This is a genomic window from Microbacterium sp. Se63.02b, assembly GCF_014171575.1.
Classification (GTDB): domain Bacteria; phylum Actinomycetota; class Actinomycetes; order Actinomycetales; family Microbacteriaceae; genus Microbacterium.
On the sequence record NZ_CP050453.1, the window covers coordinates 2,214,198 to 2,238,385 of the forward strand.

A 24,188-nucleotide genomic window follows, 5' to 3' on the forward strand; every position below is an offset into this window, starting at 1 on the left:
GAGCCGAACTCGCGGAGTGCTTTCACGGTGGGCCCTGCCGGGATCGAACCGACGACATCCACGGTGTAAACGTGGCGCTCTACCAGCTGAGCTAAAGGCCCTGGTGCCGTCAGTCTATCGGTCGTCCGGTGCGCACCCGCGTCGGAGAAGAGGGATAGGCTGATGGCGGCGCGCGTTGTGCACAGCTGACAAGGCTGCCCGTGTCGCTTCCCGTTTCCTTGGCATGACCTGCCAGCTTGACGAAAGGTTCCCCCGTGACCGTGCACGACCAGGATCCGTACTCCCAGGGCCCACTCGACAGCGATCCGGAGGAGACCGGCGAGTGGCAGCAGTCCCTCGATGAGCTGGTGGATGCCAAGGGCCACGGCCGCGGCCGCGAGATCATGCTCAGCCTGCTCAAGCGCTCGAAGGAGCTGCACCTGGGCGTGCCGATGGTCCCCACGACGGACTACATCAACACGATCGCCCCGGAGAACGAGCCGGAGTTCCCCGGCGACGAAGAGGTCGAGCGCCGCTACCGCGCCTGGATCCGGTGGAACGCAGCGATCACGGTGCACCGCGCGCAGCGCCCGGGTATCGGCGTCGGCGGTCACATCTCGACGTACGCCTCCTCCGCTGCCCTGTACGAGGTGGGCTTCAACCACTTCTTCAAGGGTGCGAACAACCCCGGCGGCGCCGACCAGATCTTCATCCAGGGCCACGCCTCCCCCGGCACCTACGCCCGGTCGTTCCTCGAAGGACGCCTGAGCGAGGACCAGCTCGACGGCTTCCGCCAGGAGAAGTCCCACGCGCCGCACGGCATCCCGTCGTACCCGCATCCGCGTCTGATGCCGGAGTACTGGCAGTTCCCGACCGTGTCGATGGGCCTCGGCCCGATCAACGCGATCTATCAGGCGATGTCGAACAAGTATCTCGAGAACCGCGGCATCAAGGACACGTCCCAGTCGCACGTCTGGGCGTTCCTCGGCGACGGCGAGATGGACGAGGTCGAGAGCCGCGGACAGCTTCAGGTCGCCGCCAACGAGGGCCTCGACAACCTCACCTTCGTGGTGAACTGCAACCTGCAGCGTCTCGACGGCCCCGTGCGCGGAAACGGAAAGATCGTCCAGGAGCTGGAGTCGTTCTTCCGCGGCGCCGGCTGGAACGTGATCAAGGTCGTCTGGGGCCGCGAATGGGACGACCTTCTCGCCCGCGACACAGAGGGCGCCCTGCTCAACCTCATGAACGTCACGCCCGACGGCGACTACCAGACGTACAAGGCCGAATCCGGCGCGTACATCCGGGAGCACTTCTTCGGCCGCGACGAGCGCGCAGCCGCCCTCGTCAAGGACTACTCCGACGACGACATCTGGAACCTCAAGCGCGGTGGCCACGACTACCGCAAGGTCTACGCCGCGTTCAAGGCTGCGACCGAGCACAAGGGCAAGCCCACCGTCATCCTCGCGAAGACCGTCAAGGGCTACGGTCTCGGTCCGCACTTCGAGGGCCGCAACGCGACCCACCAGATGAAGAAGATGACGCTGGACAACCTCAAGACGTTCCGCGACGCCATGCACATCCCGATCACGGATGCGCAGCTCGAGGAGAACCCGTACCTGCCCCCGTACTACAACCCGGGACCCCAGGACGAGACGATCCAGTACATGCTCGAGCGTCGCCAGGCGCTCGGCGGCTTCCTCCCGGAGCGCCGGTCGACGCACGTCGGCCTCTCGCTGCCCGACGACACCGCGTACGCCCTCCCCAAGAAGGGCTCCGGCACGCAGGAGATCGCCACGACCATGGCGTTCGTCCGACTGCTCAAGGATCTGCTGCGCTCGAAGGACTTCGGTCACCGCATCGTGCCGATCATCCCCGACGAAGCTCGCACGTTCGGCATGGACGCCTACTTCCCGACGGCGAAGATCTACAACCCGAACGGCCAGCACTACACCTCGGTCGACCGTGAGCTCCTCCTCGCCTACAAGGAGAGCCCGCAGGGCCAGATCGTGCACGTCGGCATCAACGAGGCCGGGGCCGTCGCGGCTTTCACCGCGGCAGGCACCTCCTACGCAACGCACGGCGAACCGCTGATCCCGATCTACATCTTCTACTCGATGTTCGGCTTCCAGCGCACCGGTGACGCCCAGTGGGCCGCCGGAGACCAGATGGCCCGCGGGTTCATCATGGGTGCGACCGCCGGCCGCACCACGCTCACGGGTGAGGGTCTGCAGCACGCCGACGGTCACTCGCACCTGCTCGCGGCCACCAACCCCGCGACGCTGTCGTACGACCCTGCGTACGGCTACGAGATCGCGCACATCGTGCGCTCGGGCCTCGAGCGGATGTACGGCGGTGAGCACGAAGACCCGAACGTGATGTACTACATCACGCTCTACAACGAGCCTCTGGTGCAGCCTGCCGAGCCGGAGGGCGTGGATGTGGACGGCATCGTGCGCGGCATCCACCGTGTCTCCGTCGGCGAGGGCGAAGGCCACCGCGCACAGCTGTTCGCCTCCGGCGTCGGACTCCCCTGGGCCCTCGAGGCGCAGGAGCTGCTGAAGAACGACTGGGGCGTGATCGCCGACGTCTGGTCGGTCACCTCCTGGACCGAGCTGCGCCGTGACGGCCTCGCCGCCGACGAGCACAACTTCCTCCACCCCGAGGCCGAGCCGCGTACCGCGTACCTCACCCAGAAGCTCCAGGGTGCCGAGGGACCGGTCGTCGCCGTCAGCGACTTCATGCACGCCGTGCAGGACCAGATCCGTCCCTGGGTGCCGAACCGCTTCGCCACACTCGGCGCCGACGGCTTCGGCTTCTCCGACACGCGCGCAGCGGCCCGTCGCTTCTTCAAGATCGACGGACCGTCGATCGTCGTCCGCACGCTGCAGTCGCTGGCAGAGGACGGCAAGGTCGACCGCTCGCTCGCAGCGCAGGCCATCGAGAAGTACCGCCTGCACGACGTGAACGCCGGAACCAGCGGCAACGCGGGCGGCGAAAGCTGAGCCTTCGGTGACAGGATCCCCTTCCGGCATGGACAAGGCCGCGACGCTCACCTGGCTGCGCCGGATCTCCGGTGACATCGCCTCGGTGACGATCAAGCGCCTGGAGGACACCCTCCCGTGGTACGCCGACATGCCACCGGCCCGCCGCTCTGCGGTCGGGCTGGTGGCGCAGGCGGGCATCACGTCGTTCATCCAGTGGTACGAAGATCCCACCTCCACGCCGTGGATCGCCGCCGACATCTTCGCCGCGGCTCCCCGAGAACTGCTGCGGAGTGTCAGCCTCCAGCAGACGCTCCAGCTCATCCGCGTGACGGTCGAGGTCACCGAGGAGCGCGTCGCCGGGCGAGGAGACGATCTCCGCGAGGCGATCCTGCTCTATTCGCGCGATGTGGCCTTCGCTGCGGCAGATGTGTATGCGCGAGCCGCCGAGGCGCGTGGGCTCTGGGACGCCCGCCTCGAAGCCCTCGTCGTCGACTCGATCCTCACCGGAGAGGCGGACGAAGAGCTCCCGAGCCGGATCGCCGCCCTCGGATGGCACGGTCATGGCGAGGTCGCCGTGCTGGTCGGCACGACGCCCCCGCAGTTCGATGTGGATCTCGTCCGTCGAACTGCCAGGAAGCTCGCTGTCGACGTGCTCATCGGCGTGCAGGGTTCTCGGCTCGTCCTCGTGCTCGGACGCGCTCGCGCCGAGGGCCAGGAGGGTGAGGACGATGAACTCGGGTTCCAGGAGATCGCCACTCGCCTCGAGCCGTCGTTCGGACCGGGATACGTCGTGCTCGGACCGGCCGTGGCCGCACTCGTGGACGCGAGCCAGAGCGCTCGTGCCGCGCTCGCGGGGTTCGCTGTCGCCAGAGCATGGCGTGGCGCTCCCCGTCCGGTCGAGGCCGACGACCTTCTCCCCGAACGGGCCCTCGCCGGCGACCCGCTGGCGAAGCAGACTCTGATCGAGCGCATCTACCGTCCCCTTCAGGCGCACTCCACCGATCTGGTCACCACCCTGTGGAGCTACCTCGACAACGGCCGGTCCCTCGAGGCGACGGCGCGGGAGCTCTTCGTGCACCCCAACACCGTGCGCTACCGGCTCAAGCGCGTGAGCGAGGTCATCGGCTGGGACGCCACCGGCCCTCGCGAAGCGCTCATCCTGCAGACGGCCTTGATCCTCGGGTCGATCGGCGCCGCGGATCAGGTACGTCGACGCGCACCGCTCCGGCGCCCGCAGCGCTGAGCGCGTGTTTGTACGCCACACACAAGGGTTTTTCCGAATCTTGTGATGGATCATCCACCGCTCTGCCGCAAACGTTGGCAGACTGGGTGGGTGATTGTCGTCTTATGCCCAGGTCAGGGCTCGCAGACCCCCGGATTCCTCGCCCCTTGGCTCGAGCTCGACGGGGTGACCGAACGCCTCGCCGCATACTCGGACGCCGCCGGAGTCGATCTTCGCGAACACGGCACGGTGTCCGACGCCGACACGATCCGGGATACGCGCATCGCGCAGCCCCTCATCGTGGCCGCGTCGCTGATCGCCGGTGACGCCCTCACGCAGCGGGCGGGTCGACGCGCCGACGGCATCGCCGGACACTCGGTCGGCGAGATCGCCGCACTCGTCGGGAGCACGGTGATCGATGCCGACACCGGTATGCGTCTGGTGGGTATCCGTGGCCGCGCGATGGCCGATGCGGCTGCGCAGGAGCAGACCGGCATGAGCGCGGTTCTCGGCGGCGACGAGGAGACCCTCCTCGCCCGTCTCGCCGAGCTCGACCTCTCCCCCGCCAACTACAACGGAGGTGGCCAGATCGTGGTCGCCGGTGCGCTCCCTGCCCTGGCCGCCCTCGCGGAGGAGCCGGTGAAGGGCACGCGCGTCATCCCCTGCAGGTCGCCGGCGCATTCCACACCCGCTACATGGCCGCAGCGGTCTCCGCGCTCCGCGACGCGGTCGCGGACGTCGATCCCCAGGACCCCGACATCACGCTGTGGACCAATCGTGACGGCTCCGCTGTCGCCGACGGCGCGCAGGCGCTCGACTACCTCGTCGACCAGGTCTCGTCCCCGTGCGGTGGGACCTGTGCATGCAGTCCTTCGCCGATGCCGGAGTCACCGGCGTGATCGAACTCGCCCCGGCCGGTGCCCTCGTGGGGCTCGCGAAGCGCGGTCTCCGCGGCGTACCGACCGTCGCCGTGAAGACCCCCGAAGACCTCGACGCAGCCGTCGCGCTGCTGAACGGAGCAGCCGCATGAGCGTCACCCTCGCCCAGGCCACAGGTCCCGCGTACACGCGCATCTACTCCTACGGTGCTGCCCGCGGTGAGAACGCGGTGCCGAACGAAGACCTGATCGGTCCGATCGACTCCAGCGACGAGTGGATCCGCCAGCGCACCGGTATCGTCACTCGCGCCCGCGCCGACAAGGGCACTGACGCGATCGACCTCGCGACCGCGGCAGCAGCCGAAGCCATCGAGAGGTCCGGCGTCGCCGCCGACCAGGTCGATCTGGTGATCGTCGCGACCATCAGCAATCCGAAGCAGACGCCGTCGGTCTCGGCGATCGTCGCGGACCGTGTCGGGGCGAATCCCGCAGCGGCGTACGACATCAACGCGGCGTGCGCGGGTTACGCCTACGCAATCGCACAGGCCGACGCGCTGATCAAGGCCGGCGCGGCACGGTATGCCCTCGTGATCGGCACCGAGAAGCTGTCCGACGTGGTGGACCCGACCGATCGCAGCATCTCGTTCCTCCTCGGCGACGGCGCGGGGGCCGCGCTGCTCGGTCCGAGCGACACGCCGGGCATCGCACCCGCGGTCTGGGGCTCCGACGGCTCCAAGGCCGACGCCGTGGGCATGAACGGCATTCTCACCGACTTCCGGGACGGCGTGGTGCCGTGGCCCACCCTCCGCCAGGAGGGCCAGACGGTCTTCCGCTGGGCGGTCTGGGAGATGGCCAAGGTCGCGCGCGAGGCGCTCGACAGAGCGGGCGTCGAACCGACCGACATCGCGGCGTTCATCCCGCACCAGGCGAACATGCGCATCATCGACGAGTTCGCCAAGCAGCTGAAGCTGCCGGAGACCACGGTGATCGCCCGTGACATCGAGACCACGGGCAACACCTCGGCCGCATCGATCCCCCTGGCGAGCCACCGGCTGATGGCCGAGCACCCCGAACTCTCCGGCGGCCTCGCGCTGCAGATCGGATTCGGCGCAGGACTCGTGTTCGCCGCACAGGTCGTCGTCCTTCCCTGAGAATGCGCTGACCTTCCCTAGACTGTTCCACGGTTCCGAAAACAACCCGCAAGAAAGAGGAAGACCACATGGCTTTCACCAACGATGAGGTCCTCGCCGGCCTCGCAGAACTGATCACCGACGAGACCGGCATCAACGCCTCCGAGGTCGCGCTGGAGAAGTCGTTCACCGACGACCTCGACATCGACTCGATCTCGATGATGACGATCGTCGTCAACGCCGAGGAGAAGTTCGGCGTCACCATCCCCGACGACGAGGTCAAGAACCTGAAGACCGTCGGCGACGCCGTCAACTTCATCGTCGCGGGTCAGGAGTAATCCCGGCAGGATGCCACCCCTGCGATCGCGGGGTGTGGCATCCTCCGCCCTGCCCTCCCACTCGTTCGACTTCGTTTCGACAAGGAACCACACCCCATGACCAAGCGCATCGTCGTCACCGGCATCGGCGCCACGTCCGCCATCGGCGGCACGGCCCCCGAGAACTGGACGAATCTGCTGGCCGGCATGTCCGGCACCCGCACCCTCGAACACGACTGGGTCCAGCAGTACGAGCTGCCCGTCACCTTCGCCGCAGAGGCGATCGTGCGTCCGGAAGAGGTTCTCCCCCGTCACGAGGCGAAGCGCCTCGACCCCTCCTCGCAGTTCGCGCTCATCGCCGCGCGCGAGGCCTGGGCGGACGCCGGTTCCCCGCGGTCGACCCCGAACGCCTCGGCGTGGATTTCGCCACCGGGATCGGCGGCCTGTGGACGCTGCTCGACGCCTGGGACACGCTCCGTGAGAAGGGCCCGCGCCGGGTCATGCCGCTCACGGTGCCGATGCTGATGCCGAACGCTGCTGCGGGCAACCTCTCGCTGCAGTTCGAGGCCCGCGCCTACGCGCAGACCGTCGTCAGCGCGTGCGCGTCCAGCACCGAGTCCATCATCCACATATACCACCACCTCCAGGACGGCCTGGCCGACGTCGTCATCGCCGGTGGGACCGAGTCCGCGATCCACCCGATCACGATGGCCTCCTTCGCCTCGGCGCAGGCGCTCTCACGTCGCAACGACGACCCTGCTCACGCCTCCCGCCCCGGCGCGATCGACCGAGACGGCTTCGTGATGGGTGAGGGAGCCGCCGCGCTGATCCTCGAGACCGAGGAGCATGCCACGGCGCGCGGCGCGAAGATCTACGGCTATGTGCTCGGCGGCGGCGTCACGGCCGACGCGTACCACATCACCGGTAACGACCCCGAGGGAAAGGGCGCAGCGCGCGCCGTCACCCAGGCGCTCGAGGAGGCCGGCATCACCGCCGACCAGGTCACGCACATCAACGCGCACGCGACCTCGACGCCGGTCGGCGACCCCAACGAGTACGTCGCGCTCAAGAAGGTGTTCGGCGATCGGATCGACGAGATCCCGGTATCTGCGACGAAGGCATCCACCGGGCATCTGCTCGGCGGCACCGGCGCGCTCGAGGCGATCTTCTCGCTCCTCGCCCTGCGCGATCGCGTCGCACCGCCGACGATCAACATGACAGAGCCCGACCCGGCTGTGCCGTTCCGGCTGTCCGGGGAGGCGACGCCGCTCGGTGACGGACCGCAGATCGCGATCAGCAACTCCTTCGGATTCGGTGGACACAACGCCGTTCTGGTGGTCGCCGGCACCGACTGACCTCCGCGGACACGAAGAGAGCCCCTCGGGATTCCGAGGGGCTCTCTTCGTCTTCGGTGCACGGCGTCCGCCGCAGCGCGTCAGGTGCGGGGTGCCGAGGCTAGCTGGCGAGAGCGCGACTCGCGCATGCGCGTGACGCGTGGCAGGAACCATCCGATGAGTGGTCCGATGCCGAACGCGAAGAGCACCGTGCCGACGCCCACGGGTCCACCCAGCAGGAATCCGACGAGCAGCACGCCGCCTTCGATCAGGGTGCGCACGAGCCACACCGCCCAGCCGGTGCGCCTCACCAGCCCGGTCATCAGACCGTCGCGCGGGCCAGGGCCGAAGTCCGCGGCGATGTACAGGCCTGTTGCGAAGGCGAGCAGCAGCATGCCGAACACGAACATGGGGGCGCCGATCCAGACCGAGTCAGGCGTGGGGATGACCGCGAGAGCGAGATCGGCGCTGGGACCCACCAGGAGCGCGTTCAACACTGTCCCGAGGCCCACGCGCTGCCGTAGCGGAATCCAGAGCAGCAGCACGGCGATCGAGATCAACACCGTCATGACGCCGTAGCCGACCCCCGTCTGTCCCGCCAGGCCCAGTGCCAGGACGTCCCACGGCGAGACGCCGATGCCGCCGCGCACCATGAAGCCGAGCGCCACCCCGTAGAGGAACAGTCCGACCACCAGCTGCACGAGGCGCTCGATGAGGTCTCGCGGTGATGTGGCAGTGACAGGCAGGAGGACAGCACAGAGGAACATGACTCCACTCTGACGTCTTCGTCCACTCCATCAGGGAGACCACTCTCGGGAAAGTGGTCTGCGTTTTCCAGGCCACTTTAGGCCATGCTGGAAACATGGGATCACGACTCGTGGAACAGCTCGGAGCGACCAACATCGCCGGAGCGGGCGCGGCCACCCTGGCCGATGGGATCCGTGCACTGATCCTGGACGGACGACTCACCGTGGGCGAGCGTCTGCCCAGCGAGCGCGCCCTCGCGCTCGAACTACGGCGCTCCCGCTCGACGATCACTCGCGCCTACGGGCTGCTGGACTCCGACGGCTACGTCTCGCGCCTGCACGGCGGCAGCACCCGCGTGACGCTCCCGCACGGCCACGCTGCGCCGGGTTCCGACGCCATCGACGATGCGATCGACCTGTCGATCGCATCGATGGACTCGACTCCGGGACTCTACGATGCGACGGTGCGATCACTTCCGCGTCTCGCCGCACTGCGCGGTACGAGCGGGTACTCGCTGCAAGGTCTTCCCGAGCTCCGCGACGCGGTCGCGCAGCGCTTCACCGAACGCGGTGCGCCGACCTCCGCCGAGGAGATCATCATCACCTCGGGCGCACTGAACGCCGTGAACCTGATCCTGACGGGGATCGGCCGGCGGGGCGAGCGGGCACTCGTCGAGCAGCCGACGTTCCCCCACGCTCTGGAAGCCCTGCACCGCCACGGGTACCGGCTCGTGCCGACGCCCGTCGACGTGGACGGCTGGGACACGCGGCACCTGAACGACACACTCCTGAGCGTGCGACCCCATGTCGCCTACCTGATCCCCGACTTCCACAACCCGACCGGTGCGACACTCCCCGACGAGGAGCGCTCGCGCCTGGTGACGACGGCGCGCAACGTCGGTACGCATCTCATCGTCGATGAGACCACCACCGAGCTCGACATCGACCGGGGATGGTCACCCGCCCCGATGGGCGCGAACGGTCCCAACGTCATCACCGTCGGATCGATGTCGAAGATCGCCTGGGGCGGCATGCGCATCGGTTGGATCCGCGCCGAGCGCTCGATCATCGCTCGTCTACTGGCCGTGCGCCCGTCGTTCGAACTCGGGACCGCCCTGTTGGAACAGTGCATCGCGGTGGAGCTGCTGAGCGACATGCCCGCGCTCACGGCCCATGTGCGCCGCCGACTCCAGGAAGGCCGCGCTGCGGTCGAAGCCGGCGTCGCCCGGATCCCCGGCTTCTCGATGCCGCCCACTCCCGGTGGGCTCTCCGCCTGGATCGACATCGGCACCCCGCTGTCGACCGCCCTGTCTCTCGCCGCCCGCGAACGACGTCTGATCCTCCCACCCGGCCCTCGCTTCACGACCGGCGGGGTGCTCGAACGGCGGCTGCGGATACCCATCACCCTCCCGCCCGAGCGCGCGACGGATGCCATGCAGCGATTGGCGCTGGCCTGGGACGACGTTCGGGGAGGGGCGTCGTCGCGTCCCGACGAACTGGAGCACGCCGCCGTCATATGACCTCGACGGCCCCACACGACGAGGACCCCACCTCGGTTCGCGGGGCGGGGTCCTCGTCGTGCGGAGCGGGGATACGTCTTCTCAGCGTCCGGGATGATTCACCGGCATCCGATACTCACGCCTCCCCCGCTCCCGGCCTGCGGTGCCGGACTAGCCGACCTTGTGGAGCCAGACGACCCGTGCGTCATCGCTGGCATGGCGGAACGGCTCGAGCTCCTCGTCCCAGGCGGAGCCGAGAGCGATGTCGAGCTCGCGCTGGAGCTCGACGGCACTCCCGGCCGCGATCTCCATCGCGTACCGGATGCGGTCCTCACCGATGACGATGTTGCCCGCCGCGTCGGTCTGCGCGTAGTGGATCCCGAGATCGGGAGTGTGCAACCAGCGCCCTCCGTCGCTTCGGGGCGTCGGGTCTTCGGTCACCTCGAAACGGAGGTGCTCCCATCCGCGGATCGATGTCGCGAGGGCAGCACCGGTACCGACCGGACCGTCCCAGTAGAACTCGGCGCGCCGCGCACCCTCGAGCACCGGCTGTTCGGTCCAGTCGAAGTTCACTGCACGCCCGATAGCGCGACCCACCGCCCATTCGAGGTGCGGGCAGAGCGCGCGAGGCGCAGAGTGGATGAACACCACTCCGCGTGCGTAAGCCGTCGCCATGATCTCTCCGTTTCATCAGGTGCGTCTTCCCCAACGACCTGAACCACGAAGTGGCGAGAATATGCGGTTATGCGCCCATTCTCGCCGAGTTCGTCGGAAATCACAAGCGTGTCATTCATCACGAAGGCCCCGGTCGCGCGGACCGGGGCCTTCGTGCGCTTCGACGAGCTCGGCGACCGAACGGGTCGGAGCTCAGCGAGAGAGGATCAGGCCTCGCTCATGGCCTGCTTGACCTGCTGGCCCTTCGCGGCGTAGTAGGCCGCGCGCGCAGCATCCTTGCGCGCCTGCTCGGCGTAACCGAACTCGAGCGTCTCCTGGTCGACCTCGTAGTTGGGCACATCGTCGGTGCCGTGGTACTTCTCGATGTAGGCGTCGAGCTCGGGGCCAGAGGTCCACGACGTGATCAGGCAATAGCGCGGCTCCGTGCCGTTGTGCGTGGCGGCGTGCCACAGACGCTGCGTGTCGACGATGAGCTGCGCGCCGGCCGGAAGGGCGATGCGGTACTCGATGCTCGGGTCGGTGCGGTTCTCGCGCAGGACGAAGTAGCTGTCCTTGTCGTCGGTCAGGTTGAAGAACCCGCGGACCACCCAGCCGGTGCCGTCGGGGTTCAGGCGGTTGTTGTCGTCCTGGTGCAGGTTGTAGAGGCAGTCGCCGTAGGGCGTCGGCTGCAGCTCGATCACGCGGCAGCGACCGACGTTGGCGCCCGGCTCCTGCGCACGGCGCGTCAGGTTCGGGGCCTTCTCGGTCTGCGAGTCGATCCAGACGCCGTCCTTGTCGGTGCGCGGTGGCTTGTGGTTCCAGAAGCCGTTGCACTCGATGTCACCGAAGGCACTGGCGAGCGGGGCGAAACGGGTGTCCCCCGACGACTTCCAGTCGTTGTACTCGATGTCGAGCCACTCCTTGGGGTCGAGCTCCTGGTTGTAGCTGTCGAGGACGACGAATCCCTTTTCCTCGAGCGCAGCAGACTTGATGTAACCCATGATCGAGTCATGTTCCTTTCATCGGGGGCCAGCACGTTTTAACAGGCCCTGATAAGGCAAGCCTAACAGCGAAGCCTGCGCGCCCTCCGGAGGTCGGCCGTGCATAACCGAATAGACTGATCGGGGCGCCCGGCGAGGCCTCGGCACCCGTCGCTACGGGAGGACGAGACACCAGCATGAGCACCGCGACCAACGTCGAGGCGACAGCAGTCAACACGATCGAGTGGCTCGCGACGGGAACCACCACGATCGTGGTCCCGGTCTATCAGCGCCAGTACCGCTGGGACATCGGCGGGTGCGAGCGGCTCCTCTCCGACATCCGCGCCGTCGCCCGGGAAGACCAGGCGCACCGTCACTTCATCGGTTCGATCCTCTCTGCGGAGGACGGCACATCCGCCGACGCGGCTCTGATCCTCATCGACGGGCAGCAGCGCATCACCACGCTCATGCTGCTCGTCGCCGCGTTGCATCATGCGGTCCGCGACTCCGATCCCCTGCTGGGCGCCGAGCTCGAACGCGTCCTGGTGCGCGCCGATGCGCCGACCCGCACCAAGCTGCGCCCCCACGACGCCTGGGCCGACCTCTATGAGTCTGTCGTGCTCGACCGCCGTGGGGACGCCGACCGGGAATCCCGCTTCGACGACAACTACGCGTTCTTCCGCAGCCAGATCCACGCGGATGAGGTGCCACTCATCTGGGAAGGCCTGCAGAAGCTCGAGCACGTGTCGATCACGCTGGGCGCAAAGGCGAATGCGCAGCAGATCTTCGAGAGTCTGAACTCCACGGGCGAGCCGTTGCGCGATCACGAGCTCATCCACAACTACATCCTGATGGGGCTCAGCCACGCGGAGCAGGTCGACGTCGAGAACCGGTTCTGGGCGCCCATCGAACAACATACGGGCGAAGCCATCGGCGCGTTCTGGCGGCACTACCTCGTGCTGGTGACCGGCAGGGAGGTCGCCGCGAACGGTGAACACGGCGTGTACAGTGCCTTCCGCCAGTCCTTCCCCCGGGTCGACATCGCCCACCTGCAGGCTGATGCCGCCAAGTGGCGTCACTACGCGGAGATCTACGGGATCCTCCTCGACCCCTCCCGCGAGCAGGACCCTGAGATCGCGCAGCAGCTGCGCCACGTGGCCACTTTCGGCCGCTCTTCGGCCCCGCTCGTGATGAGTGCGTACAGCGACCACGTCCGCGGCGTCATCGACAGGGCGGAGCTCATCGAGACCCTGGAATGGCTGCAGACGTTGTACCTGCGTCGAGCGCTGGTCAACCTTCCGGCCGAGCGCCTGATCGCCCGACTGTGCCGCGCGCGCGACGACGGACGCGATTCCCTGGCTCGTGCGTTCGCCCGCATCACCCCGTCGGACGAGCGCGTGAGCGCCGTGCTGAAGTACAGCGAGCTCCCTCACCCCGCCTACGTCCTGGGGCGACTGGAAGGCGTGGAGAACCTCGACGCCTTCGACGTGGAGCACATCGTGCCGATGGTTCCCGGCGACGCCTGGTCAGGTGATGGGGAACGCCCCTGGAGCGCGTACTCCGAGGACGAGCAGAACAGCCACCGCGCGCTGGCACCGACCCTGGGCAATCTGACGCTCCTGGAGCAGCCGCTCGCGGAGCGCGTGTTCGGCGCGGCCTTCCCGGTCAAGCGGGCCGAGGCCTATGCCCGCAGCTCGGTGCCCGCGACGCGGGACCTCGCCGAAGTCACGGCGTGGGGCACGTCCGCGATCACGCAGCGCACCGTCGCACTCACATCCGATCTGATCCGCGTCTGGGCGCGGCCTGCACTGCCGGAGATCGACGACGATGGCCTGACGCCGATCTTGGACGCCGTCCGCCGCCGGGGGTGGCCGACCGGATGGGAGCGCGAGTTCGACTACGTCGAATACCGCGGGGAGCGCTGGGAGGTTCCCGACGTCAAGTACCTGTTCAACCGGGTCTTCCGACGGGCCTGGACCGACACCCGTGACGCGGCACTCGCTTACTGTGCCGCCCATGGCGGCCCGATCTACCAGGACAAGGCCTGGAAGGGGCAGTGGGATGAACTCGACGAGGGGCACTTCCTCTACATGGGCTGGGACTCCAACTACATGATGACCGCCGTGCAGGGCGTGCTCGAGGAGTCGGGCATCGCCTCGGAGGTCTTCGTCAAGTACTCCTACATCGGGAATGTGATGTGACCATGAGCACAGTCGTCCGCACGCTGCTGGATCTCACCGTCGAAGAGCACACGCTCACCGTCCCGCTCGTCTGGGGCGACCCCGCCGACTCCCGTACCATCGACATCTTCGCGCGCGTGGTCTCCCGTGAAGGCGGTGAGACCCTCCCCTACCTCGTCTTCCTGCAGGGAGGTCCAGGACACGAGGCTCCCCGTCCATTCCACTCCTCCACGTCCCCGGCCTGGCTCGATGAGGCGCTCGCCCACTACCGCCTGGTGCTCCTCGACCAGCGCGGCACCGGGCAGTCGACTCCCGTCGGCGACCGCGGTCTCGCGCAGGGCGCCGAAGCCGTGGCCGAGCACCTCACTCATCTGCGCGCCGATGCGATCGTGCGCGACTGCGAGGCGATGCGCGAGCACCTGGGAGCGCCCACCTGGAGCGTGCTCGGGCAGTCCTTCGGCGGCTTCACGACCCTCGCCTACCTCTCGTCCGATGCCGCCTCCCTCGCGGACGTCTTCATCACCGGCGGCCTCAGCGCCGTGGGCCGTCACCCCGACGACGTCTACGCCCTCTGCTACGACAAGATGCGCGTCGCGTCCGAGCGCTACTACCGCCGCTTCCCCGAGCACCGAGACGCGATGCGACGTCTGATCGACCTGGCCGACGCCGGCGACATCGTGCTTCCCGACGGCGAGGTCGTCTCCCGCTCGCGGCTCCGCTCGATGGGCTCCGCACTCGGCACGGACGACGGTTGGCAGACCGTCTGGTCCCTGCTCGAGCGCGACCCCTCCTCGAACGCCTTCCGGTACGACCTCCTGCACGCGATGCCGTTCGACGGCAGGAACCCGCTGTATTTCGCCTTCCACGAGTCGAGTTACGCCGACGGTCACGCCACCCGGTGGTCGGCCGAGCGCACCGAACCCACGGACTTCCGCGATGACCCGACCCTGTTCACGGGCGAGCACATCCGCCGGGACTGGACCGAGACCGTTCCGGCGTTCCGGCCCTGGCGAGACGTCACGCTCGCCCTCGCGGAGTTCGAGTGGCCACGCATCTACGACGCCGAAGCCATCACCGCGTCGGGTGCGACCGGTGCGGCGGCCGTCTACGTCAACGACGTGTACGTGCCGTACGAGTTCTCGATCGAGACGGCGAGGCTCATTCCCGGGGTCCAGCTCTGGCAGACCAGCGAGCACGAGCACAACGGCCTCCGCTCGGGACCTGTGCTCTCGCGCCTCATCGACCTCGCGCAGGGGCGTCGCATCCGCTGACGTGTCCCCCGCGAGGAGGATGCCGCTGCCCGCCAGGCTGCCTATCCTGTTGTCATGAAGGACGTGATGGCGTGGGCGACGGTGATCGGCGTGCTCGCCATGGGTCCTGCCCTGCTGATCGTGGGTCTCACGCACACGTTCTCGCGCAAGCCGGTGGAGAAGAAGTACGAGCACGTCGCGAACGGCGGCCTGGTGGGGGTGTTCGACAGCGTGTGGTCGCCCACTGCGCATGAAGCGAGCCAGGAACGGGACCGCCAGACGCAGCGGACGGCGCCGGCGCCGGCGCCAGGCGATCCGCCGAACCGCATCGACGCCGGTCGCATCGTCATAGACGTCTGAGAACCGCGCCGGGGAGTCGACCACGAAGAAGGCCCCATGCTCCGAGGAGCATGGGGCCTTCTTCGTGGCAGTCGTTACTTGGACGAGCCGCCGAAGCCCTTGAAGCGCTGGTTGAACTTCTCGACGCGGCCGGCCGAGTCCATGATGCGCTGCTTGCCCGTGTAGAACGGGTGCGAGGCCGAGGAGATCTCGACGTCGATGACGGGGTACTCCACGCCGTCGAGTTCGATGGTCTTGTCGCTCGAGACGGTCGAACGGGTGAGGAACGTCTCGCCCGAGCCGAGGTCGCGGAACACGACAGCCTTGTACTCGGGGTGAATGTCAGTCTTCATGGGATTCCTTAGTTGCTGCCCTGGATTGTGCCAGGGACGAGGGAAGTCTGCGGTGCAGAGAGCACCAAGGGTCGATTCTATCAGACCCTGATCAGGACGCCGCGCGGGCGGCGTAGCGTCCGTCGTCGCTGCTGAGCACGATCGGCATGCCGAACGTGTCGGTGAGAGTCTCCGCTGTGAGCGTCTCGGCGATCGGCCCTGCCGCGACCACCGCGCCGTCGCGGATCAACATCACATGGGTGAACCCGACGGGGATCTCCTCCACATGGTGGGTCACCATCAGCATCGCCGGAGTGGTCGGAGATGACGCGTAGCCGCTGAGAAGCGCGAGGAGCTCCTCCCGGGAGCCGAGATCGAGCGAGGCGGTCGGCTCATCGAGGAGCAGCAGCTCGGGGTCGGTCATGACCGCGCGTGCGATCTGGACCCTCTTCTGCTCGCCGTCGCTGAGCGTGCCGAACGTGCGGTCGGCGAGGTGGTCGAGACGCCAGTCCCCGAGAACGCGGAGCGCACGACGCTCATCGATGTCCTCGTAGTTCTCGTTCCAGCGACCGAGAACGGAGTACGCGGCGGTGAGCACGGTGTTGAGGACGGTCTCGTCGCGGGGGACGCGCTTCGCCATCGCGGATGACGCGAACCCGATGCGCGGTCGCACCTCGAACACATCGGTGCGGCCGAGGGTCTCCCCCAGCACGGTCACCGTTCCCGACGTCGGATGCATGAGCGTGTCGGCCAGCTGCAGAAGCGTGGTCTTGCCCGCGCCGTTCGGGCCGAGGATCACCCATCGCTGGTCATCGTCGACCTCCCACGTCACGTGATCGATGATGTTGCGCCCCTCACGGCGCACGACGACGTCGGTGAATTCCAGAGCGCTCGGCATGCTCCCAGCCTATCGGCTCAGGCGGTCAGCTCCGCGTAGAGCGCGCGCGTCGTCTCCGCGATCGCCGCCCAGCTGAACTCGTCTCGTGCGCGCACCCGCCCGGCCTCGCCGTAGGCGCGTGCGCGTTCCGGATCCATGGCCACCTCGGTGAGGACCGCGGCCAGGTCGGCCACATAGCGCTCCGGATCGACCGGCGTGCCTGTGCCGTCCTGCAGCTGCTCGATCGGGACGAGCCGGCCGGTGACGCCGTCCGCCACGACCTCGGGAATCCCCCCGGTGGCGGTGCCGACGACGGCCGCGCCGCACGCCATCGCCTCGAGGTTGACGATCCCGAGAGGCTCGTAGATCGACGGGCACACGAAGGTCGTCGCCGCCGTGAGGATCGCCGACAGCTCGTCGCGCGGCAGCATGCGCTCGATCCAGATGACGCCGTCCCGGCTCTGCTGGAGCGCCCGCACGCCTTCCTGAACCTCCGCCATGATCTCCGGCGTGTCAGGAGCGCCTGCGCACAGGACGAGCTGCACCTCCGGAGGCAGCAGCCGCGCAGCCTGCAGCAGATACGGCAGACCCTTCTGCCTCGTGATGCGCCCGACGAACACGACCGACGGCCGCGCGGGGTCGAGTCCGACCGACTGCAGGAAAGCCGTGTCGCGCACCGGCCGCCACCGCTCGACGTCGATGCCGTTGTGGATCACGCGCACCTTCGCCGGGTCGACCTGCGGGTAGCTGCGCAGGATGTCGGCACGCATCCCTGCACTCACGGCGATCACGGCTGCGGCGTTCTCGTAGGCGAGTTTCTCGATGCCGCTGGAGATCGCGTAGCCGCCGCCGAGCTGCTCGGCCTTCCAGGGGCGGAGGGGCTCCAAGCTGTGCGCCGTGAGCACGTGCGGGATCCCGTGCAGTTGAGAGGCGAGGTGTCCTGCGAAGTTCGCGTACCAGGTGTGGCTGTGCACGAGGTCGGCATCGGCGACGGCGGCGGCGATCTCGAGATCCGTGCCCAGGGTCTGCAGCGCGGGGTTGGCGGCGGCGAGTTCCGACGGCGCCCGATAGGCGAAGGTATCCGGTTCGTCCCTGGGTCCCCCGAACGCACGGACCCGCACGTCGACGTGTTCGCGAAGCGCGGCGACGAGTTCCGCCACGTGCACCCCGGCACCGCCGTACACCTCGGGCGGGTACTCCTTCGTGATCATTTCGACTCGCATGTCTGAACGCTAGTACAGCGGCCGGGAACGCATCTATGGTGGAGCCATGTCCGCTCCAAAGAAGGTCTTCGGGATCATCCTCGCCGGCGGCGAGGGCAAGCGACTCATGCCGCTCACCGCGGATCGCGCGAAACCCGCAGTGCCCTTCGGCGGACAGTACCGGTTGATCGATTTCGCGATCTCGAACCTCATCAACTCCGGCCTGCGCCAGATCGTGGTGCTGACGCAGTACAAGTCCCACAGCCTCGACCGGCACATCTCACAGACCTGGCGCATGTCGGCGCTCCTCGACTCGTACGTGACCTCGGTCCCGGCGCAGCAGCGGCTCGGCAAGCGATGGTTCTCCGGCTCCGCCGACGCGATCCTGCAGAGCATGAACCTGATCAACGACGAGAAGCCCGACATCGTGGTGGTGATCGGCGCCGACCACGTGTATCGGATGGACTTCCGACAGATGCTCGAAGCCCACATCGAGTCCGGGGCGAAGGCGACCGTCGCCGGCATCCGCCAGCCGCTCGCCCTGGCCTCGCAGTTCGGCGTGATCGACGCGGACGCGGAGTCCGGCCGGATCAAGCAGTTCCTCGAGAAGCCGACCGACATCGCCGGCCTCGAGGACTCCCCCCACGAGGTCCTCGCCTCGATGGGCAACTACATCTTCGATGCCGATGCGCTCATCGCCGCGGTCGAGGCCGATGGCGAATCCCCCACCTCCGGCCATGACATGGGCGGCGACATCGTGCCGTACTTCGTCGATCGGGGCGAGGCCGGGTACTACGACATGAAGCAGAACGAGGTGCCGGGATCCTCACCGCGGGACCGCTCCTACTGGCGAGACGTCGGAACCATCGATTCGTTCTTCGACGCACACCGCGACCTGATCTCGACCCTGCCCGTTTTCAACCTCTACAACATGGAGTGGCCGATCCATTCGCAGGCCGTCAACTCGCCGCCCGCGAAGTTCGTCCGCGACTCGGTCGGCCGCATCGGCAACGCGATCGACTCGATCGTCTCGCTCGGCTCCGTGCTGTCCGGAACGCACCTGGAGCGCAGCGTCGTCGGGCCGTGGACCCTCGCCGGCGGCGGGTCGACGATCACCGACTCGGTCGTCTTCGATCACGTGCAGGTCGGCCAGGGAGCCCGCATCCACCGTGCGATCCTCGACAAGAACGTGGTCCTCGAGGACGGGGCCACCGTCGGCGTGGACCGCGAGCGTGATCTCGCGCGCGGCTTCACCGTCACCGAGTCCGGCATCACCGTGGTCGGCAAGGGCGTGTTCATCGAACGCTGACGACGTCATGCGGCACATCGCATGCTCGAGCGCTCGATAGGCTCGAACCCGTGACCGCCGCGCGTTTCCTCGTCGTCCTCGATGCCGATTCCACCCTCATCCGCAACGAGGTGATCGAGTTGCTCGCCGACGAGGCGGGGCGGCGTGCGGAGGTGCAGGCCGCCACGGAAGCGGCGATGCGGGGCGAGGTCGACTTCGCCACGAGCCTCCGCTCCCGGGTCGCGGCCCTCGAAGGTGTGCCCTCTCGGCGTTCGAGCGTGTCAAGGCACGCGTCGAGCCGACCCCTGGTGTGCGTGCGCTCACGGCTGCCGTCCACGAACGCCGCGGCATCGTCGGCGTCGTCTCCGGAGGGTTCCACGAGATCCTCGACGACGTCGCGCCCGCACTCGGCGTCGACCGATGGCGCGCGAACCGCCTCGAGGTGGTCGCGGGGTCGCTCTCCGGACGCGTGGACGGCGACATCGTCGACGGTGTCGCGAAAGCCTCGTCCCTGCAGGAGTGGGCGGCAGAGCTCGGTGTGACTCCTCGGGCCACGATCGCGATCGGCGACGGGGCGAACGACCTGCAGATGATGGCGGTGGCAGGACTCGGGCTCGCCTTCAACGCCAAACCCGCCGTGCGGGAGGCCGCCAGCCTCGTGATCGGCCCGCAGGACCTGTCCGAGGTCATCGCACTGCTGCCGTAGGACCACCGTGGTGAATGTCCGCGCCCGCCACTAGCGTCGGCTCATGGACATCATCCTCATCCCTGGTCTCTGGCTCGACGCATCGAGCTGGGACGAGGTGACCCCCACACTCGAACGGGCCGGCCACCGCGTGCACGCCCTCACCATGCCCGGCTGGGGTGCACCGGCATCCGACTCCGGCGACATCGGCATCGCCGACTGGGTCACTGCGGCTGTGGCGGCCGTGGATTCGGTCGACGGCGACGTCGCGGTCGTCGGACACAGCGGTGGCGGGAACGTCGCCTGGGGCGTCGCGGATGCCCGGCCTGATCACGTGAGCCGGGTGATCTTCATCGACACCGTGCCGCCCCCGCCCGGGAACGGGATCAGCGAGTTCGACGTCGTCGACGGGGTCGTGCCCTTCCCCGGCTGGGACTTCTTCCCCGAGGAAGACATCGAGGATCTCGATGCGGAGACCAGGGCACACACGCTACCGCTCACGCGAGGCGTTCCCGCTCGCGTTCCGACCGATGGCATCGCCCTCACGGATCCCGGACGGTACCGAGTGCCGGTGACACTGCTGATGGGCGGCCTCGACTCGTCGACGTTCGACGGGATGATCGATCAGTGGCAGGAATACGCGGCAGAGTTCCACGCGATAGATGACGCCGAGGTCGTGCGGATCGGATCCGGCCATTGGCCGCAGTTCTCCGTGCCGCAGCGCCTCGGCGAACTGATCGACGCCGCGATCGCGCGCTGAGGATCGGGGACGGCGTCAGTGCCCCATCCCGAGGCCACCGTCGACCGGGATGACAGCGCCGGAGATGTATCCGGCGTCGTCACCCGCGAGCCACGTCACGACGCCAGCCACCTCGTCCGGAGTCGCGAAGCGCGCTGCGGGGATGTTCGCCTTGTACTGCTTCTGCGTCTCTTCGGGCAGCTCGGCGGTCATGTCGGTCTCGATGAACCCGGGAGCCACGACGTTCGCGGTGATCCCCCGTGCGCCGAGTTCCCGGGTGATCGATCGCGCGAATCCGACCAGCGCGCTCTTCGACGCGGAGTAGTTGACCTGGCCTGCCGAACCGTACAGGCCGACCACGCTCGAGATCAGGATGATGCGGCCGAAGCGCGCGCGGAGCATCCCCTTCGACGCACGCTTGACGACACGGAACGTGCCACCGAGATTGGTGGCGACCACGCTGTCGAAATCGTCTTCGCTCATGCGGAGAAGCAGAGTGTCCTTGGTGATGCCTGCGTTGGCGACGACGATCTCGACCGGTCCGAGCTGCTGCTCCACTTCGGTGAACGCGGCGTCGAGCGCGGCCGCGTCCGTCACATCGGCGCGGACCGTGAGCGTTCCTTCGGGGCCTTCGCCGCTGCGGGCGGTGACGGCCACCCGATAGCCGTCACGCACGAACCGCTCCGCGATCGCGCGACCGATCCCGCGATTTCCGCCGGTGACGAGGACGACGCGCTCAGCGCTCATGGACACACTCCTGACAGGGGCCGACGGCACGGGGATCCGGGCCACATCCGATCCTACCGACGATGCCGGCAGCGCCCATCGCAGACCGTTTGACAGACGCTGCGACGACTGGAACCCTGAATGAGACGAAAGGCTGCACCGTGAGCGAGAATCAGGCCCCCTCCCCCGCGATGAGTCATCGTTCACCCCACCCCCGCCGCCGCCACCTCCGGTCGAGCCGACGGCAGCGCCCGCCCTCCCGGCGCATCCGGTAGAGCCCGCGCCGCAGCCGATCCAGAGCTACCCGGGCGCCGCGCCCACCTATCCGGCGGCCACGCCGCCCTCCCCCGCAGCCGGCCCGTCCGCCTATGGCGCCCCGCCCGCGGCACCGCCGCAGGCCGGCTACGCCCCACCTCTCGCCCAGCCCGCGTACGCTGTCGCTCCGATGCAACCGGCACCGCAGCAGCCTGGGTACGCACCCTACGGCGCACAGGGGTACCCCGGAGTCGCGCAACGCCCCACAAGCGGACTGGCCATCACGTCCCTGGTCTGCGGCATCGCCGGAGTCGCGCTGTTCTGGGCGATCATCCCGCTGCTGGCCTCGATCGCGGCCGTCATCACCGGCCACATGGCGCTCGGACAGACCAAGCGCGATCCGTCGATCGGCGGCCGCGGACTGGCCATCACCGGCCTCATCCTCGGCTACGCGGTGGTCGGCATCGGAGCGTTCGTGCTCGTCAGCACCATCATCAGCTTCCTGTTCCTCGGAGCGTTCACACTTCCCTTCGTCTTCTCGAGCTGAGCCGAAGGCACACCGGCATGCCGGCGCGCCCGCACCGGCGTAGGCTTGAGTCATCGTGAAGAACACGCGTGAAGTCCCGGCTGTCACCTCACTGCCGCAGTCCCCGCGGGACGAGGCAGACCATCGCGTGCGCCGCTATGCCCTGACGATGACGATCCGCATCGTGTGCTTCGGCCTCATGGTGCTCGTGCAGCCGTATGGGTGGTACACGTGGGTCTTCGGCATCTCGGCGGCCGTTCTTCCGTATATCGCCGTGGTCTTCGCGAATGCCGGCAGCGACAGCACCGAGACGACGGCCGAGTCCCCCGTTCGCGAGCTCGATGCCCCGGAGCCGACTCCGATCGAGGGCGAAGCCCCCGCAACGCACGTGTTCACGATCCATGAAGGCCCGAAGGACCGATGACAGACCTCGAATGCGCGCGCGCCGGGTGCCGGAGCGCCGCCACCAGCCACGTCGTATGGCGCAACCCCCGCATCCATGCCGCCAACCGCGAGAAGATCTGGCCGGCCTGCGACGAGCACGTGGGGTTCCTCCGCGACTACCTCGCCGCCCGTGACTTCCCGGTGACGGTGCGCGACGGGGTTCCCGGATGAGTCGACGACTGACCCGGTGGGCCGTCTACGTACTGATCGCCATCGGATTCGCCATCGCGTGCGTCTTCCTCTCGAACTGGCAGTTCGAACGCAACGAGGACCGCGCGGCACAGATCGAGCTCGTGGAGCAGAACTACGACGCGGAGCCGGTGCCGCTCGCCGACCTGATCGGCCAGGACGGCGAACTCGACCCGTCGGACGAATGGCACCCCGTGACCCTGCGGGGCGAATACCTCGCCGAGCAGCAGCTCCTCGTGCGGAATCGTCCACACGGCGGGACAAGTGCATTCGAGGTGCTCGTGCCCTTCCGCGACGTGGACGGCCGCGTGTTCATCGTCGACCGCGGATGGGTGCCGCCCGGTGAGGGCGATGCGCCCGACGCCGTACCCGCACCGCCGGAGGGCGAGGTCGTGGTGACCGCACGTCTGCGACCGGGCGAGCAGCTGCCTGCGTCCGGGCGAGGCGCCCCCGACGGCCAGGTGCCTACCATCAACCTGCCGTCGATCGCTGAACAGGTCGACGGCGAGGTCATCACCGGCGCCTATGGACGCCTGATGAGCGAGGACCCTGCGGGGAGCGTCGCACTGGGCGGCTTCGACTCGCCAACGGACGACCCCGGCCCTCACCTGTCGTACGCGATCCAGTGGATCCTGTTCGCCCTGATGGGCTTCATCTTCATCGGATACATCATCCGCACCGAGATCGTGAAGCACCGCGAAGAGGTCGAGGGAATCCCCGCTCCGGTCAAGAAGTCGAAACGCAAGGACCACGATGCCGACGTGGAGGACGAGCTGCTCGACGTGCGTTGAGCACGCGGGCGCGTTCACCGCCTTCGGGTCTGCTTGTCAGACGAGAGTCGTGCCGGTCACCGTGCGCGACCATTCGCCACCCCGACGCTCGTAGACGATCCGCGTGTGGTTGCGGTCGGGCGCGCCCTGCCAGAACTCGACACGCTCCGCGAGGATCCGCCAGAGAACCCAGTCTCCGGGGGCGATGCCGTCACGCGCCGCGGCGGAACGTGCGGCGAGGTCGGCCTCGCTCTCGGCCGGCGACACCTCTTCGACCCGTCCGCGGATGCGGACCGCCCGCCTGTGCGGCTGCCACCAGAAGTTCAGCGCCGCCACGGGGTGCGCGCCGATGTGCGCAGCCTTACCCGACGATCGCGTCCCGGCGAACGCCCACCCGCGGGAATCGGCGTCTTTCAGGATCAAGGTGCGCGAATCCGGCACCCCCGCCCCGTCCACCGTCGCCAGCGTCGCCGTGTGGGGTTCGGGAACCCCGCCGGCGGCAGCGGTCCTGATCCATTCGAGGAACATCGGCACCGGATCGTCGGGGAGGTCGGTGAGGTCGAGACGCGGTGCGGTGCCGGTGAGAGCCGGTTGCGCGCGCAGCCATTCGCGGAACTCCGAGGAAGAAGGAGTCTGTCGTGCCGCCATGCATCCGACTATGCCA

General features: G+C 68.1%; 22 protein-coding genes, 1 tRNA gene and 3 pseudogenes. 17 read left to right on the top strand and 9 right to left on the bottom strand.

All coding sequences use genetic code 11. The features are described 5' to 3' along the window. Window positions 1-28: 28 nt before the first annotated feature. A tRNA-Val gene (locus tag G4G29_RS10905) sits at window positions 29-101 on the bottom strand. Between the two features lie 153 nt (window positions 102-254). Between G4G29_RS10905 and aceE the strand changes: the two genes are divergently transcribed. From aceE to G4G29_RS10935, 6 genes and pseudogenes are all read left to right on the top strand, one after another. Continuing rightward, window positions 255-2,981, top strand: coding sequence for a pyruvate dehydrogenase (acetyl-transferring), homodimeric type (aceE, locus tag G4G29_RS10910; protein ID WP_183150144.1), 2,727 nt, complete (start codon window positions 255-257; stop codon window positions 2,979-2,981). A 28-nt stretch (window positions 2,982-3,009) separates the two neighbouring features. Further along, on the top strand, window positions 3,010-4,206 hold the full coding sequence (locus tag G4G29_RS10915; protein ID WP_183152814.1) for a helix-turn-helix domain-containing protein: 1,197 nt from the start codon (window positions 3,010-3,012) through the stop codon (window positions 4,204-4,206). Between the two features lie 90 nt (window positions 4,207-4,296). Beyond that, window positions 4,297-5,215, top strand: a pseudogene (locus tag G4G29_RS10920) (ACP S-malonyltransferase). Further along, window positions 5,212-6,213, top strand: coding sequence for a beta-ketoacyl-ACP synthase III (locus G4G29_RS10925; RefSeq protein WP_183150145.1), 1,002 nt, complete (start codon window positions 5,212-5,214; stop codon window positions 6,211-6,213). Before G4G29_RS10920 ends, G4G29_RS10925 begins: the two are co-directional and overlap by 4 nt. A gap of 68 nt (window positions 6,214-6,281) precedes the next feature. Continuing rightward, window positions 6,282-6,530 carry an acyl carrier protein gene (locus G4G29_RS10930; protein ID WP_017202249.1) on the top strand — a complete coding sequence of 83 codons (249 nt, stop codon included), beginning with the start codon at window positions 6,282-6,284 and terminating at the stop codon, window positions 6,528-6,530. Window positions 6,531-6,626: 96 nt separating this feature from the next. Beyond that, window positions 6,627-7,864: pseudogene (locus G4G29_RS10935) on the top strand (beta-ketoacyl-[acyl-carrier-protein] synthase family protein). An 80-nt stretch (window positions 7,865-7,944) separates the two neighbouring features. Here G4G29_RS10935 and G4G29_RS10940 read toward each other — a convergent pair. Next, a complete protein-coding gene (locus G4G29_RS10940) occupies window positions 7,945-8,610 on the bottom strand; it encodes a hypothetical protein (RefSeq protein WP_183150146.1) in 666 nt (221 codons plus the stop codon). A gap of 95 nt (window positions 8,611-8,705) precedes the next feature. On the opposite strand from G4G29_RS10940, the gene G4G29_RS10945 reads away from it, so the two are divergent. Further along, window positions 8,706-10,109: a PLP-dependent aminotransferase family protein gene (locus G4G29_RS10945; protein ID WP_183150147.1), complete on the top strand. Its 1,404-nt coding sequence runs from the start codon at window positions 8,706-8,708 to the stop codon at window positions 10,107-10,109. A gap of 150 nt (window positions 10,110-10,259) precedes the next feature. Here the strand turns inward: G4G29_RS10945 and G4G29_RS10950 are convergent, their stop codons facing one another. Together G4G29_RS10950 and G4G29_RS10955 are read right to left on the bottom strand one after the other, a co-directional pair. Beyond that, the gene (locus G4G29_RS10950; RefSeq protein ID WP_183150148.1) at window positions 10,260-10,763 is read right to left on the bottom strand and encodes a DUF3145 domain-containing protein; all 504 of its coding nucleotides are present in this window, start codon (window positions 10,761-10,763) and stop codon (window positions 10,260-10,262) included. 206 nt (window positions 10,764-10,969) lie between these two features. Beyond that, window positions 10,970-11,743, bottom strand: a complete 774-nt coding sequence (locus G4G29_RS10955) for a hypothetical protein (RefSeq protein ID WP_021200730.1) — start codon at window positions 11,741-11,743, stop codon at window positions 10,970-10,972. A gap of 176 nt (window positions 11,744-11,919) precedes the next feature. Between G4G29_RS10955 and G4G29_RS10960 the strand changes: the two genes are divergently transcribed. Genes G4G29_RS10960 through G4G29_RS10970 form a run of 3 tightly spaced genes read left to right on the top strand, consistent with a single transcriptional unit; the run spans window position 11,920 to window position 15,512 of the window. Continuing rightward, on the top strand, window positions 11,920-13,923 hold the full coding sequence (locus G4G29_RS10960) for a DUF262 domain-containing protein (protein WP_183150149.1): 2,004 nt from the start codon (window positions 11,920-11,922) through the stop codon (window positions 13,921-13,923). Continuing rightward, the gene (locus G4G29_RS10965) at window positions 13,920-15,173 is read left to right on the top strand and encodes an alpha/beta fold hydrolase (RefSeq protein WP_202045227.1); all 1,254 of its coding nucleotides are present in this window, start codon (window positions 13,920-13,922) and stop codon (window positions 15,171-15,173) included. Before G4G29_RS10960 ends, G4G29_RS10965 begins: the two co-directional genes overlap by 4 nt. A gap of 54 nt (window positions 15,174-15,227) precedes the next feature. After that, the gene (locus G4G29_RS10970) at window positions 15,228-15,512 is read left to right on the top strand and encodes a hypothetical protein (protein WP_183150151.1); all 285 of its coding nucleotides are present in this window, start codon (window positions 15,228-15,230) and stop codon (window positions 15,510-15,512) included. 74 nt (window positions 15,513-15,586) lie between these two features. On the opposite strand, the gene G4G29_RS10975 is transcribed toward G4G29_RS10970, so the two are convergent. The 3 genes from G4G29_RS10975 to glgA form a co-directional block, all read right to left on the bottom strand. Next, on the bottom strand, window positions 15,587-15,844 hold the full coding sequence (locus G4G29_RS10975; RefSeq protein WP_021200734.1) for a type B 50S ribosomal protein L31: 258 nt from the start codon (window positions 15,842-15,844) through the stop codon (window positions 15,587-15,589). A gap of 91 nt (window positions 15,845-15,935) precedes the next feature. Beyond that, window positions 15,936-16,721 (bottom strand): ABC transporter ATP-binding protein, encoded by a 786-nt coding sequence (locus G4G29_RS10980; protein WP_183150152.1) that lies wholly within the window; start codon window positions 16,719-16,721, stop codon window positions 15,936-15,938. Between the two features lie 17 nt (window positions 16,722-16,738). Continuing rightward, complete coding sequence (gene glgA / locus G4G29_RS10985; protein WP_183150153.1) at window positions 16,739-17,923, bottom strand: glycogen synthase; 1,185 nt, start codon at window positions 17,921-17,923, stop codon at window positions 16,739-16,741. A gap of 46 nt (window positions 17,924-17,969) precedes the next feature. Between glgA and glgC the strand changes: the two genes are divergently transcribed. The 3 genes and pseudogenes from glgC (at window position 17,970) to G4G29_RS11000 (ending at window position 20,635) form a co-directional block, all read left to right on the top strand. After that, window positions 17,970-19,211 carry a glucose-1-phosphate adenylyltransferase gene (gene glgC, locus G4G29_RS10990; protein WP_183150154.1) on the top strand — a complete coding sequence of 414 codons (1,242 nt, stop codon included), beginning with the start codon at window positions 17,970-17,972 and terminating at the stop codon, window positions 19,209-19,211. A gap of 50 nt (window positions 19,212-19,261) precedes the next feature. Then, window positions 19,262-19,896 (top strand): annotated as a pseudogene (serB, locus tag G4G29_RS10995) (phosphoserine phosphatase SerB). Between the two features lie 43 nt (window positions 19,897-19,939). Then, window positions 19,940-20,635, top strand: a complete 696-nt coding sequence (locus G4G29_RS11000; RefSeq protein WP_183150155.1) for an alpha/beta fold hydrolase — start codon at window positions 19,940-19,942, stop codon at window positions 20,633-20,635. A 15-nt stretch (window positions 20,636-20,650) separates the two neighbouring features. On the opposite strand, the gene G4G29_RS11005 is transcribed toward G4G29_RS11000, so the two are convergent. Continuing rightward, on the bottom strand, window positions 20,651-21,361 hold the full coding sequence (locus tag G4G29_RS11005) for a beta-ketoacyl-ACP reductase (protein WP_183150156.1): 711 nt from the start codon (window positions 21,359-21,361) through the stop codon (window positions 20,651-20,653). Window positions 21,362-21,785: 424 nt separating this feature from the next. On the opposite strand from G4G29_RS11005, the gene G4G29_RS11010 reads away from it, so the two are divergent. From G4G29_RS11010 to G4G29_RS11025, 4 genes are read left to right on the top strand one after another with little or no spacing between them, the layout of a single operon-like run. Continuing rightward, entirely contained in the window at window positions 21,786-22,142 is a 357-nt protein-coding gene (locus G4G29_RS11010; protein ID WP_183150157.1) for a DUF4190 domain-containing protein, read from the top strand. 55 nt (window positions 22,143-22,197) lie between these two features. Continuing rightward, on the top strand, window positions 22,198-22,545 hold the full coding sequence (locus G4G29_RS11015; protein WP_183150158.1) for a DUF3099 domain-containing protein: 348 nt from the start codon (window positions 22,198-22,200) through the stop codon (window positions 22,543-22,545). Beyond that, window positions 22,542-22,736: a hypothetical protein gene (locus tag G4G29_RS11020; protein ID WP_183150159.1), complete on the top strand. Its 195-nt coding sequence runs from the start codon at window positions 22,542-22,544 to the stop codon at window positions 22,734-22,736. The genes G4G29_RS11015 and G4G29_RS11020 overlap by 4 nt, the downstream gene beginning before the upstream one ends. Next, the gene (locus G4G29_RS11025) at window positions 22,733-23,545 is read left to right on the top strand and encodes an SURF1 family protein (protein WP_183150160.1); all 813 of its coding nucleotides are present in this window, start codon (window positions 22,733-22,735) and stop codon (window positions 23,543-23,545) included. The genes G4G29_RS11020 and G4G29_RS11025 overlap by 4 nt, the downstream gene beginning before the upstream one ends. A 36-nt stretch (window positions 23,546-23,581) precedes the next feature. Here the strand turns inward: G4G29_RS11025 and G4G29_RS11030 are convergent, their stop codons facing one another. Beyond that, window positions 23,582-24,172 carry a pyridoxamine 5'-phosphate oxidase family protein gene (locus tag G4G29_RS11030; RefSeq protein WP_183150161.1) on the bottom strand — a complete coding sequence of 197 codons (591 nt, stop codon included), beginning with the start codon at window positions 24,170-24,172 and terminating at the stop codon, window positions 23,582-23,584. Window positions 24,173-24,188 lie beyond the last annotated feature (16 nt).

Excerpts from the sequence above, each read along its gene's own strand:
- G4G29_RS11020 (WP_183150159.1), top strand. The coding sequence starts at position 22,542 with ATGACAGACCTCGAATGCGCGCGCGCCGGGTGCCGGAGCGCCGCCACC.
- G4G29_RS11030 (WP_183150161.1), bottom strand. The coding sequence starts at position 24,172 with ATGGCGGCACGACAGACTCCTTCTTCCTCGGAGTTCCGCGAATGGCTG.
- glgA (WP_183150153.1), bottom strand. The coding sequence starts at position 17,923 with ATGCGAGTCGAAATGATCACGAAGGAGTACCCGCCCGAGGTGTACGGC.
- G4G29_RS10970 (WP_183150151.1), top strand. The coding sequence starts at position 15,228 with ATGAAGGACGTGATGGCGTGGGCGACGGTGATCGGCGTGCTCGCCATG.
- G4G29_RS10925 (WP_183150145.1), top strand. The coding sequence starts at position 5,212 with ATGAGCGTCACCCTCGCCCAGGCCACAGGTCCCGCGTACACGCGCATC.
- G4G29_RS10975 (WP_021200734.1), bottom strand. The coding sequence starts at position 15,844 with ATGAAGACTGACATTCACCCCGAGTACAAGGCTGTCGTGTTCCGCGAC.
- G4G29_RS10950 (WP_183150148.1), bottom strand. The coding sequence starts at position 10,763 with ATGGCGACGGCTTACGCACGCGGAGTGGTGTTCATCCACTCTGCGCCT.
- G4G29_RS10915 (WP_183152814.1), top strand. The coding sequence starts at position 3,010 with ATGGACAAGGCCGCGACGCTCACCTGGCTGCGCCGGATCTCCGGTGAC.
- glgC (WP_183150154.1), top strand. The coding sequence starts at position 17,970 with ATGTCCGCTCCAAAGAAGGTCTTCGGGATCATCCTCGCCGGCGGCGAG.
- G4G29_RS11005 (WP_183150156.1), bottom strand. The coding sequence starts at position 21,361 with ATGAGCGCTGAGCGCGTCGTCCTCGTCACCGGCGGAAATCGCGGGATC.
- G4G29_RS10955 (WP_021200730.1), bottom strand. The coding sequence starts at position 11,743 with ATGGGTTACATCAAGTCTGCTGCGCTCGAGGAAAAGGGATTCGTCGTC.
- G4G29_RS10960 (WP_183150149.1), top strand. The coding sequence starts at position 11,920 with ATGAGCACCGCGACCAACGTCGAGGCGACAGCAGTCAACACGATCGAG.
- G4G29_RS10940 (WP_183150146.1), bottom strand. The coding sequence starts at position 8,610 with ATGTTCCTCTGTGCTGTCCTCCTGCCTGTCACTGCCACATCACCGCGA.
- G4G29_RS11010 (WP_183150157.1), top strand. The coding sequence starts at position 21,786 with ATGCAACCGGCACCGCAGCAGCCTGGGTACGCACCCTACGGCGCACAG.
- G4G29_RS11025 (WP_183150160.1), top strand. The coding sequence starts at position 22,733 with ATGAGTCGACGACTGACCCGGTGGGCCGTCTACGTACTGATCGCCATC.
- G4G29_RS11000 (WP_183150155.1), top strand. The coding sequence starts at position 19,940 with ATGGACATCATCCTCATCCCTGGTCTCTGGCTCGACGCATCGAGCTGG.
- G4G29_RS10945 (WP_183150147.1), top strand. The coding sequence starts at position 8,706 with ATGGGATCACGACTCGTGGAACAGCTCGGAGCGACCAACATCGCCGGA.
- G4G29_RS10930 (WP_017202249.1), top strand. The coding sequence starts at position 6,282 with ATGGCTTTCACCAACGATGAGGTCCTCGCCGGCCTCGCAGAACTGATC.
- G4G29_RS10980 (WP_183150152.1), bottom strand. The coding sequence starts at position 16,721 with ATGCCGAGCGCTCTGGAATTCACCGACGTCGTCGTGCGCCGTGAGGGG.